This is a genomic window from Candidatus Sarmatiella mevalonica (assembly GCF_016751895.1).
In the GTDB taxonomy this organism is placed as follows: Bacteria; Pseudomonadota; Alphaproteobacteria; order Rickettsiales; family Rickettsiaceae; genus Sarmatiella; species Sarmatiella mevalonica.
Genome location: NZ_JACVVM010000039.1, coordinates 1 through 11,479 on the forward strand (window position 1 = coordinate 1; position 11,479 = coordinate 11,479).

Consider the following 11,479-nt stretch of genomic DNA (forward strand, 5'->3'; position numbering starts at 1 on the left):
AAAGCAAAACTTTCCGAGGCTGGTAAAAGTTTTAGCAGATCGGGGGTATCAAGGTGATTTACAAAAATGGTTTTATGCGCATACGCAGGGGTGTTTGCTGAGCATTGTCAAGCCGGTGGACAGAACGAGGGGGTTTAAGGTCCAGCAATGGCGGTGGCTTGTGGAACGCTCGTTTGCGTGGCTGGGTAATTTCAGAAGATTATCCAAGGATTATGAGATTTCCCCTTCATCCGCTAAGGCTTTTGTTCAATTAGCTTTCACAAAAATTATGCTGAATAGGTTAGTTAAATGTTTTGCGTGACTGGTTCTAAGGGTAAAATTCTCAATTTGATAAATTATACGATGCCTTGCCTCAATTCTTTAATGCGCAAACTTCAACTTAATTTACTATAAATATGAGCAGTTCGCGCGCGCTTGCTCGCTCTCAACTCCCTCTTTTTGTAGTTGTGCATCATTCGCACATGCATCTTTATGCTAAGCATTACTGTATCTATCTCCCTCTTTTTCTAAACGACATATATAACAACAGGTCTTTTTCACAACAATCGTATCAGAAGCGAGTACAGGGAGCATGCGAGGCGTGGAACGCTGGGCATACATGGGTACGTGATTTTGAATCGGAGCAATGCATCACGTTACCATCAGAAGTAGAGATGCGCAAGAAGTCTAATGCAAGACATTTTACTCAATCTTCTGTTCTACATAAGCATTGCGCACAAAGTAACGTGTATGAATATTTTTTATTAGTGCTACGCTCTGAATATCATGCTATTTATCTTACTCGCGCTAAATTCTTTCTTTTAAGCAAAAAAGTTGTAATTGCAAAAAATGTAAATTATAAATATTTCCTTGAAACAATCATGTTCTTTGTTATTTACACAAGTCATACCCCGGACTTGTTTATCGATTGTATATCGTGTATATATTTGATTAATTTATATTTTAAACAAATTATTATTGTTGCTCCGTATCTTAGTCGAATTTCTATTGTTGGGTCATTATTACATTTAATCTCTCATGTGTTTGCCACAGAAGATAGCACTTCTGGTTCGAGCAGTAATATATCTCTTTCCAAACTCACTCATGGGGAGCGATGCGAAGAGTATACGAAGCGCAGAACTTCGAGTGCGCATAAACATGAGGATTTTAGTATGGGAACAATGCCACATTTGGCGTTAGGACTAGAGTTTCAAAAGAAGTCTAATGTTAATTGTAATGATAGTTTTTATAGCGCATATAATTTAAAAAGTTATGCGATTCTCATACCTTTATATCAGGAAACTAATCAAGTTTTAAGTATTATTAAACATTTTTACGGAATGTTGTACCCAGAAGAGTTGATGGATGTGAGGTTATTAGTAGAAGAAAGGGATGTAGAGATGATGGAATTTGTGCAAACAGTTTCTCTACCTCATTTTATGTCTGTATTTGTTATACCTAATGACGTGGTATTAACTAAACCAAAGGCATTAAATTATGCAGCGCACTTTATAGAAAGTGAATATCTTGTAATATATGATGCTGAAGATAGGCCAGAATATGATCAATTGTATAGAGCGATAATGAAATTTCAGCAGGTAGATGAAAAATGTATTTGTTTACAAGCTAGACTTTCGTTTTTAAATAGTTATGAGAATTTAATAACATTCTGGATAAGTGTCGAATATATTCTATGGTTTAATTTTATTTTACCAGGGCTCGAATTTTGTAGAATGCCGCTCACATTAGGTGGTACTAGCAATCATTTTAAAACTGACAAAATTAAAGAAATTGGATATTGGGATGCTTATAATGTTACAGAAGACGCGGAGCTCGGTTTAAGAATATATGCGCAGCAGTATGTTGTGTCTATGTTAGATTCAGTGACTCATGCCGAGGCAGTAGTGAGTTTAAAAGGTTGGCTAGGGCAACGCGCAAGATGGAGCAAGGGTTTTATCCAAACTTTTTTCATTTTTCTCAAAATGTACAATAAATATGGTGAGATGAAGTTATATCATCAGTTAATGATTATAATTTTTACTGGAGTTCACGCTGCACAGTTTTTGTTCGTACCTCTAATTGTATTAATCTCTTATATTTACGATATAAAGTATATAGGAGGTTTTTGTTTGGTGAGTTTTTTATTATTTTCTTATGCTAATGCGATATGCGCAATTAGATTGAGTTTGCTGGATTTACCTAATAAACTATTGTGTGCGTTAGCTATTGCAACATATCCTGCGTATTTTTTATTGCATGTGTTCGCGACATATATAGCGGTATTTGAGTTATATTACAATCCGTTTTATTGGTGTAAAACCATGCATGGTTTATCTAAAAAAATTAAACTGTGATGTAAGAGCATGAGTTTTTAATTCTATTTCTTTAGTTTAGTATTTATATAATACAGCCCTATCCCTTCCTTCGTGTTTAGCTCGATATAATGCATGATCTGCAACTTCTATAAATTCTTCCCTACTTAAACCCTTAATATAGCAAGCAATACCTATAGAGATGGTGATTTTTATTTTTCGTTGCACGCTATGCTTTGCTTCGTTTTGCTGCAAAGAGATGAGAGTAAGTTTGTTGTTAGAGTTATGCGCAAGGTCAGTGTTTTGTACGTGATGTGAGTCGTATGTCTGATCTATAATAATTTCTAGATCTCTGATCGCTTTATTGATTCTTGATGCAATCTCTAAGGCTTTAGCTTCTGATACATCTTGTAATACAACACAAAATTCTTCTCCTCCATATCGGGCCACCAAATGATCGGCTCGCAAATTTTGCACCATTGCATTCGCACAACTCTTTAATACTAAATCGCCAACTTGATGACCGTATACATCATTCACTTTCTTAAAATAGTCTATATCCATCATTAATAAATGAAGTTCTTTGTTATGTTGTACGCAAAACTGAATAGTTTTGGTGAGATGCAGATCATAATATCTGCGGTTATATAGATTTGTTAGCGAGTCTTTAATAGAAAAATGAACGTTATCACTTAGTATCTTTTTCAAACTTTCCTGATAGAATTCGCGCTTAAGCTGCGTACGTAACCTAGCGAGGAGTTCGCTTTCATCAACTGGACGAATAAAATAGTCATGTATGCCTATCTCTAAGCCTTTAATGAGTACACTAGAATCGGGGTCATGGCTAGATAAAATAAAGATGGCTTTATTGTTTATTTTATCTTTAATATGAGTAATAAGCTTTAATGGATCGCAGTCATCAAGTTGCGCATTAATGATAAAAATATCTCCATTTATACACTGGTTTGGATCTTCGATACTCTGTATTGTGTCTATATTACTCGTAATGCAGGTGAGTATTTTACTAATTCTTCTAGCTTCTGCGCAATCATCATCAATCACCACTATTTTGCCATCAAATGGCGCGAGATTAAAATGAGCATAATCTAATTCTAAATCTGTCATTACGTCGTTTCTGATATTTAATTCATCCATCAACACCTTGATTCTTATTAAAGATTTAATGCGAGTGAATAATGCGAGGTCATTGATTGGTTTAGTGAGAAAATCATCAGCGCCAGCCTCCAAGCCCTTAACTTTACTTTTGATATCAGAAAGCGCTGTGATCATGATGATGGGTATAGTGGCGGTTTTTGGATTGCTTCTAATCTTATAACACACCTCGAAGCCGTTCATTTCTGGCATCATTACATCTAGTAAAACTACATCTATCTTGTTTTGATCTAAGATTTGTATTGCTGTCGCGCCAGAAAGCGCTGTGTGAATGGTATAGTATTGATCTGCGAGTTTAATTTCGAGCAACTTAATGTTTGTCTCTATGTCATCTACTATTAGTATAGAACTCATATGGTGGTAACCCCCCCCTTTTTTTTAACTACAAACCGTTATCGCTTGCAAGGAAAGTTGGGAAGATTTAATAGAATATCTAAGTTTTCTTAAAGATTTGACTTCAATCTGCCTAATACGTTCACGCGTTACGCCAAACATTGCGCCAACCTCCTCTAGGGTATATACGCCAGATTTGAGTATATGCAAGATTAAATTAAATCTTAGCCTAATCACTCTCTCTTCTCTTGGCGTGAGAGAAATCAAAGCTATAGTAATTCTCGAAAGCAAGTCTTCTTTGAGAGCAACATCTATAGGTGGAATAGCTGCGTGATCTGGTATAGATTCGCCAAGAGAATTATTATCATCATCTCCAATTGGTGTTTCTAGACTCATGGGATCTTTTGCAATTCTTCGCACTTTTAGCACTTTATTTATAGAAATGCCTAGTTTTATTGCTATTTCCTCAGAAGTAGGCTCTCTACCCAAAGCAGCTCTTAACTGTTGTTCGCATCTCGTGATTTTATTGATGCTTTCTATCATATGCACAGGAATGCGAATAGTTTTAGCCTGATCTGCGATAGAGCGCGTGATGGCTTGTCTAATCCACCATGTGGCATAAGTGGAGAATTTATATCCTTTGCGATATTCGAATTTATCTACGGCTTTCATCAAGCCTAAATTACCCTCTTGTATCAAATCTAAAAAATGCAATCCGCGATTAGAATATTTTTTTGCAATAGATATCACGAGGCGTAAGTTTGCTTGAATCATGTCTTGCTTGGCCTTGGCTGTTTGTCTGGATATTCTCTGTATTGCAATCACTATATTACGGAAATCTTTAACTGGTATACCTACGGTGCGCGCTAAGTTCTGAAAAGAAGAAACTAACTCATCCATAGCATCCTTATTTTCTTTTACTAAAGTGCTGATTTTTTTATTTTTATGACTTTGTAAACTTTTAACCCAAGCATCGTCTATAACATTTGCTTTATGATACTCTTCTAAAAAATCTTGGCGCGAGAAATTGCGTTTTTCGATCGTTTCTATAAAGGTTGACTCGATGCCACGTATTCTGTCATGATGAGAATATATTGCATTAACGATTTTCTCATGCGATTTATGAGTGAGATTGAACTGTACAATATATTCTACTAGTTGATCTAGTAGTTCTTGATATCGCTGATCATCTTTTGTAACTTTAGTGTTATTGTCTCCATGATAATGCAAATGAATCATTTGCTGGAATTTTTGAGCAATTTCGTTAATTTGCTCAAGTTTTTCCATAGTATTAGCAAATAACTTTTCCTCTGTGACGGAGAGTGCGTGTTGCATCTCTTCATCGCACTCGGAGTCATCCTGTTTGCAAGTGTCGGCTGTGTCTATATCATCGATTAATTCCTTAACATGCATTTTGCCAGCGGCAAGGTCTTTGTACCAGCTATTAAAGAATTTTAGAGATAGTGGAATTTCACAGAGTAGATTAAGAATAGAACGACTACCATGCTCTATTTGCTGAGCCACGGCCATTTCATCATTTTTAGAAAAGAGTGGGGCTGCTCCAATTTCCTTTAGATACAGTCGCACAGTATCCGCCGTTTGTAAATCGCCAACTGTTAACTCCTGTTCTTCCTCGATTTCATTATCTTCTAGCGTGACATCAGTAGCGACGAATTCTATCTCTAAATCCGGCGTTAAAAAAGCATCTTCTTCATCTAGCGCAATGTTTTCGAATATATCTTCTTCGCGTTCTTCAGATTCGTTTTCTGTTGATATTTCGTCTATATACTGTCCCTGTTTCGTCATGAAAATAATCTCTCGATTGCCTCTATTTTTGTTTGTATCTTAGAAATTTCTAATCTATAGAACATTACCCTACTATATATTGATTTTACATCTTCGCTAGCAATATGCAATAGTTCTAGCTCCCTTTTAAGTTGTATGATTTGGTAATGATGTTTAATGAAGCTCCATGCAATGTCTAATCTTTTATGTCCATCGATAGTAAAAAAATTATCAATTAGTTGGTTGGTGATGTTAATGGCGTCTTGAATAAATGATGCATTATCTATGCTACTAGCATTAAACATAATTTCTGGCAATGGAGTTTTTTCTTCAATTTGCTGCACTAACCATTCTTTAATGCGATATTCTGCTTTTTCAGATGCGCGCGCATTATCCCCGGCATCATAGATATTAAGCGTATTATCTATTATTTGCTTATCTTCTTGATCTTGCGCAAGAGATGGGTTTAAAGCTAATAATCCGTAGATATAGTATTCTATTTTTTCTTTTTGAAAATTAGTGTGTTTGATAATTAGGTTAGACTGTTGAGTGTGGTGTTGGGGTGCGCTTTGAGAATTAACATTACCTTTCTTATTGTTAGTTAAGGTGGGATAATGTAGATGCTGAGCGTTTTTAAACAAATAGAATAATTGATCTCTAAAAAATTGTTGGTAATTTTTTTTTAATTCCGGCGCCTTAATTACTTCGCACGTTTTGCACAAGTCTTGCATAACTTGCGTTTTAAATTCTGGCGTGAGTTTATTTTTTGATAGTTTTTGAATAATTTTATTCCTTCTATCCTCCCACAGCGCTTCGCACAGCGGTTTCTTGCTTTCAATTAATGCATCAAATCCTACCTTGCCTTTTGTAAGTATTAGTTGGTCAGGATCTTGCGCTATGGGTATTTCTAGAAAGAATAATTCTTTTTGAGGGGAGATGAGATCTAATGCTTTTTCTATGAGTTTTATTTTGGCTTTGTATCCTGCTACATCTGAGTCTAAAGCTACAATAATCTTGTCATGTTTTTTAAATAATCTCTCGATGCGCTCATGGTTAATTGCCGTACCTAAATTGGCTACGGTTTGATGATATCCTATGCTATGAAGTCGAATAGCGTCTATATATCCTTCTACTAATATGATATATCCATTGAGGGTTGCTGCAATTTCTGCTTTATGCTCACAGTAAAATAATTCCTGTTTTTTAAATACTAAGGTTTCGGGAGAATTAAGATATTTTGGTTGCGCTTCTGTCATTGTGCGCGCACCAAAACCAGCTATGCGCCCATAGGAGTCTCTAATAGGAAAGGTGATTCTGTTATGAAAAATAGATTGCAAATCGCCACGTTTATTCTTTTGTATCATTCCTGCTCTATGGAGTTGTAGCAAACTGATATGGTTTTTTTCGCAAAAAGCTTCAAATTCACGCTGGTTTGCTGTCGCAAAGCCTATCTCGAAAGAATCGATGAGATTAGCGTCGATAGCTCTTTGTTTTAGGTAGCTCAGGGCTTGTTGGTTCAGCGAGGATTTAAAAAAGTTATTGATTAATTCTAATATCTGATGTATCTCTTCTTGTTCTTGATATATACGCGCATCTTGAGAGTTTAGCTGCGGTTGTGTTATGCCATGTTCTTGTGCAAGCTTTATAGCCGCATCTTTATAGCTGCAATTTAAAATAAGTGATGTGAATTTAATGACATCTCCACCAGTAGAACAGCCAAAGCAGTAGAAGAATTTTTTTTGCGGATTGATAGTGAATGATGGAGTTTTTTCTAGATGTAGCGGGCACAGTCCTTTATATCTGTTAGAGATTTTTTGCAACACAACTTTTTGTCCAATAACGCTGATTGGATCTACAATATCGCGTATTTTTTGATAGAACTCTTGATATACTTTCATTATACAACAGTTAGTTAAAAATAGTTGCGCACAAAATCATAACCATTAATTCTTTTTGTTTCTTTGTTATTGTGCAAAATTACCTCGAAATGCAAATGATGGTTTGTAGCCACGCCGCTTTTGCCTTGCACGCCTATTTTTTCTCCTCTCATAACCACCTGCCCCATTTTTACATTTTTTTTACTAAGGTGAGCATAACGCGTTTTAAGGCCATAGCCATGATCTAACTCTAAATATTGCCCATAACCCCAACTAGAACCTTGAGCGCACACAACGCCGTCAGCAGATGCGTATATGTCGCACCCCTTGGGGCCAGCGATGTCTATTGCATAATGAAATTTCTTTTTTTTATGACTCATTGGATGATTTCTATACCCAAAATGGCTTGTGAGTAGGCAATTACTCTCTGGTAGAAAGATAGGTATTTGTTTAGCAATGAGGTCTAGGAGATATAGTTTTTTAATCTGACTATCTGCTCCGAATTCTAAGGCGTATTTAGCTTTTTCTTGCTCGAGTATTGGTAGATGATATTTATTTTTTAGGTCTTTTAGTAACGTTTGCAGCTTCTGTATTTTGGTTTTAACAACCCTTTGATATCCAGGGCAGCCGCACTCCCATTGTCTACTGAAGTTTGCAATGTAATGATTATTCGCGCATTTATGATTAATCAAACGCCCAAAATGTTTATTAAATATTCTATTATCTTTTTTACCATGCTCTTTTTCACCATGCTGCCCAAACGATGAGGTGTCTGGGATTTGCACTAGCTCGTATATTGGAAAGAGATGAGGGTAAGGTGAGTGAGTGCATTGCTTAACTTTGACGTTGATTTTTGCGAAGAGTTTTTGAGACGAAGAAGAGCACCCAGAGAGTACTAGGAGTAGCGAGATAAAAATGAAGCGCACGACGGATATAATTAATTTTTTGCTTTTAGTGCTTTTGATGAATATAGATAAAAAGCTAACCTATAACTAAATATTATAGAAAAGAGGTAGTTGAATATCCAGCCAATAGATAAATAAGGAGAATATTTATATAATTCTATGAACATCTGTATTTTAGCATGATAAAAGAATGGAAGCCAGCCTAACAGGGCCATATTTATTAAATTAATTGTTATGCCAATGATAGGAAATTGATATCCAGCTCCCTTAATGCAGTTTAGGGTAGTACTGTTTGTTTTTATATAGAGCAAACCTATTGTGTAAAACAAGGTCATTTTAAGAAAAGCATGTTTAATGAGGTAATGTTGAGCATTGACTTGCCCTTCGTATGTGAATAGCAACAAACTTAACAAACATAAATTAATATGATTGATGGTGGAGTAAGCGAGCATGTTTTTGAGACTATGCGTAGCCACTGACTTGATGCCGCAATAGACTATGGTAATAAGCGGCGGAAAGAAAAGGAGTGAGTGATATTGATGGGCTTTTAATAGATCCATGTTGCAAAATTCAGAGAGCTTTATAAAGCATATTATGCCACTATTTACCACTAGCGCAGAGTGCAGTAGTGCGCTTACTGGATAAGATGCACACATTGCGTGATTGATCCATTGTGATAGTGGTATTTGTGGTATTTTCGCCAGACCGAAGATAATAAAAAATAATAAAAATATTTGCTGATTTAAAGACAGTGCTATGTTGTGATGCTGTGCTAATGCTATGCTATGACCGATTGTGCTATTAGTAGCATGGTGTATTAGTAGAATGCATGGAGTGAGCAGCAAGGTTGCGCCGATAGTAAGAAGCGTTAAGTATTGCAGCACTGCTCTAGCATTTGCGTGATTGTTTTGCAAAATCATAGGGGCAGTAGAGATGGTGAGGAGTTCGTATGAAACAAACATGGTGGTGAGATTATCTGAAAGCAGTATGCATAGCGTACACAAGAAGGCGATGTGCATAAAAAAGAGAATAATGCGTGCATTCGCGGGTTTCACGGAAAAATAATAAGCGCTATACGCGGTTGAAATACACCATAAGATGGATGTAGCGAGAAACAAAAGGCAGTTATTATGTGATAATAGAAATTCGTAGTGTTTATCCCATATGGTGAAGCGCCAGAGCAGTGCGTGAGACTTTATTGGCCCAATATTTGCGTTAGCGGCTGTATATAATGAATAAGCTAGATATAAAAAAATAACGCTACAGAGTATTGTGAGGGCGCTGCGCGCGACTCGGGTTTTTAGGCAAGATAGCGCGGCACCTAGTGCTATTGGTAGAAGGGAGTATTGTAGTAACATTTTACTTATAGCTTGTGTGTTAGGTTGTATAGTGGCTTATGTATATATAGCCTATACAACTTATATATCTTTTTCAATTTCTCTTGTAATTTTTGATAAAATAGAGCTGCTATGTGAGTAGATTTTAGAAGATGTAGTCAATGAGGTTAAATTAGATATAATCAACAATGGCAAAAGTTACAGTAACGATTTAAATAGACCTGTTGCGTAAGTGAGAATATATCGCCTAATGATAGCAAGAGGTCTTGATTTTTCAAGACAGAAGGTATATATGGAGTTTATTTCAACACAAAACTACTCCATATATGGCAATATCGTGCACAAAAATCAGGAAACATCTAAGAATTTTTTTAAGATTAGAACTGTTGCATAAGTAAGAAAGTAAGAACCAGTCACGTAAAATATTGAAATATAAAGAAGAATTGCTATAATAGGCGTCAAAAAAGAGAAAAGATGTCAAAAAAATATAGTAGCAACACTAGTGATAAAGAGTGGGAATTAATAGAAAAAATAATATACAAGCGAAAAGGTAAACAAGGTCAGACACCACCTAAGGATGCAAGAAAGCTATGAGATGGATTTGTTTAGTCCCAGTAAGAAATGGTTAGGATTAAGTATAAAGTATTCAGGATGAATTGTCCACTGATTTAAAATAAATTGCCAAGGAGTTTTTCCTTTGATGGCTTTAAGTCGTTTAGCGAAGTTATAAGCCATCAAATAAGCATGCAGATGCTGTTTTAGCTCATCATGAGATGCATAATGGAAATTGTTTGCAGTTGTTTCTTTGAGAGTTCTGTTCATTCGCTCTACCTGCCTATTAGTCCAAGGATGCTTGATCTTAGTCTTTCTATGCTCTATCTGATGCTCATTGCAAACACGCTCAAATATATGAGTAAAAGTATTTTTATGATGATCGTGATTGGTAAATTAGACCTCTTTCCTAACTCTACTCCTGATGGCAACTGTGGCGACGCTGTCGATGCTCGAGTCCTCACGTACTTCATGTACGCTGCGGCTCTGTGCTTCGTATACTCCTCGCATTTGCTCATCATGAGCGAGTTTCGAAAGAGGTCTAATTATTTGCTCCGTTACATCTATTAACTGTTCAGTCTCTTCATAGCTTAGAGTGCGATTTTTTCTATCGCAACCAGCTTCGCGACCAATCGTTCCAAAGTTTTAATTATTCTGCATACCCTTGAAACGTCGATCCCCAAACATAAAACCTATCTGCATTTGCTGTAAGTACGATAGTATAAAAGCAGCATCATCAACATTTGCCAACGACTTTCTTTGCCAATGGGGACCGTTGTAAGATGAGATTTTAGAAAATTTTGTATTTTGTAGTTAAAATTTTTGTTTGAGTGATTTTATAAGGATTTTGCTATTAAAAACTGCATAGTTTTTTAGTCAAATCAGAAATTAATCTCATTTTTAGCTGTTTTAGTTTTGCTATAAGCCTAAATAGATGTATTTTTACCTGTTTTATGCAGCAAGGACGGTTAAACGCTTTAAATTAAAACAGATTGCATTCATAAATTCAGCAAATTGATTTTTTGCTATTCCTACATATCGCAGTCGTTTATTATCCTGAGCAAACACCCTTTCGAAAGGAGATCTAATGTAAGTATAATAGCGCTCGAGATCAAAATTCTTTTCCTTCATATTGTTTTTCTTAATAGCACATAGATGAACTCCCTTACGAGCCGCTGCTATCCTGGCGGGAGCAACGCAATAACCTTTGTCAGCATATGTAGCTC

General features: G+C 36.0%; 8 protein-coding genes and 2 pseudogenes. 2 read left to right on the forward strand and 8 right to left on the reverse strand.

The window, feature by feature from the left end:
* On the forward strand, nucleotides 1-301 hold a 301-nt coding region (locus Sarmat_RS04015; protein ID WP_202149542.1), incomplete at its 5' end, for a transposase.
* A gap of 94 nt (nucleotides 302-395) precedes the next feature.
* Complete coding sequence (locus tag Sarmat_RS04020; protein WP_202149543.1) at nucleotides 396-2,333, forward strand: glycosyltransferase family 2 protein; 1,938 nt, start codon at nucleotides 396-398, stop codon at nucleotides 2,331-2,333.
* Nucleotides 2,334-2,369: 36 nt separating this feature from the next.
* Here Sarmat_RS04020 and Sarmat_RS04025 read toward each other — a convergent pair whose 3' ends face one another.
* From Sarmat_RS04025 to Sarmat_RS04060, 8 genes and pseudogenes are all read right to left on the reverse strand, one after another.
* Entirely contained in the window at nucleotides 2,370-3,818 is a 1,449-nt protein-coding gene (locus Sarmat_RS04025; protein ID WP_202149544.1) for a PleD family two-component system response regulator, read from the reverse strand.
* A gap of 24 nt (nucleotides 3,819-3,842) precedes the next feature.
* Nucleotides 3,843-5,603, reverse strand: coding sequence for an RNA polymerase sigma factor RpoD (rpoD, locus tag Sarmat_RS04030; RefSeq protein ID WP_202149545.1), 1,761 nt, complete (start codon nucleotides 5,601-5,603; stop codon nucleotides 3,843-3,845).
* Entirely contained in the window at nucleotides 5,600-7,480 is a 1,881-nt protein-coding gene (gene dnaG / locus Sarmat_RS04035) for a DNA primase (protein ID WP_202149546.1), read from the reverse strand. The genes rpoD and dnaG overlap by 4 nt, the downstream gene beginning before the upstream one ends.
* Before the next feature lie 14 nt (nucleotides 7,481-7,494).
* Nucleotides 7,495-8,244 (reverse strand): peptidoglycan DD-metalloendopeptidase family protein, encoded by a 750-nt coding sequence (locus tag Sarmat_RS07225; protein WP_202149547.1) that lies wholly within the window; start codon nucleotides 8,242-8,244, stop codon nucleotides 7,495-7,497.
* A gap of 152 nt (nucleotides 8,245-8,396) precedes the next feature.
* Complete coding sequence (locus Sarmat_RS04045) at nucleotides 8,397-9,722, reverse strand: proton-conducting transporter transmembrane domain-containing protein (protein ID WP_202149548.1); 1,326 nt, start codon at nucleotides 9,720-9,722, stop codon at nucleotides 8,397-8,399.
* 567 nt (nucleotides 9,723-10,289) lie between these two features.
* Nucleotides 10,290-10,649, reverse strand: a pseudogene (locus Sarmat_RS04050) (integrase core domain-containing protein); the annotation flags it as partial.
* Complete coding sequence (locus tag Sarmat_RS04055) at nucleotides 10,577-10,774, reverse strand: hypothetical protein (protein WP_202149549.1); 198 nt, start codon at nucleotides 10,772-10,774, stop codon at nucleotides 10,577-10,579. The pseudogene Sarmat_RS04050 and the gene Sarmat_RS04055, both read right to left, overlap by 73 nt.
* 430 nt (nucleotides 10,775-11,204) lie before the next feature.
* A pseudogene (locus Sarmat_RS04060) lies at nucleotides 11,205-11,479 on the reverse strand (hypothetical protein); the annotation flags it as partial.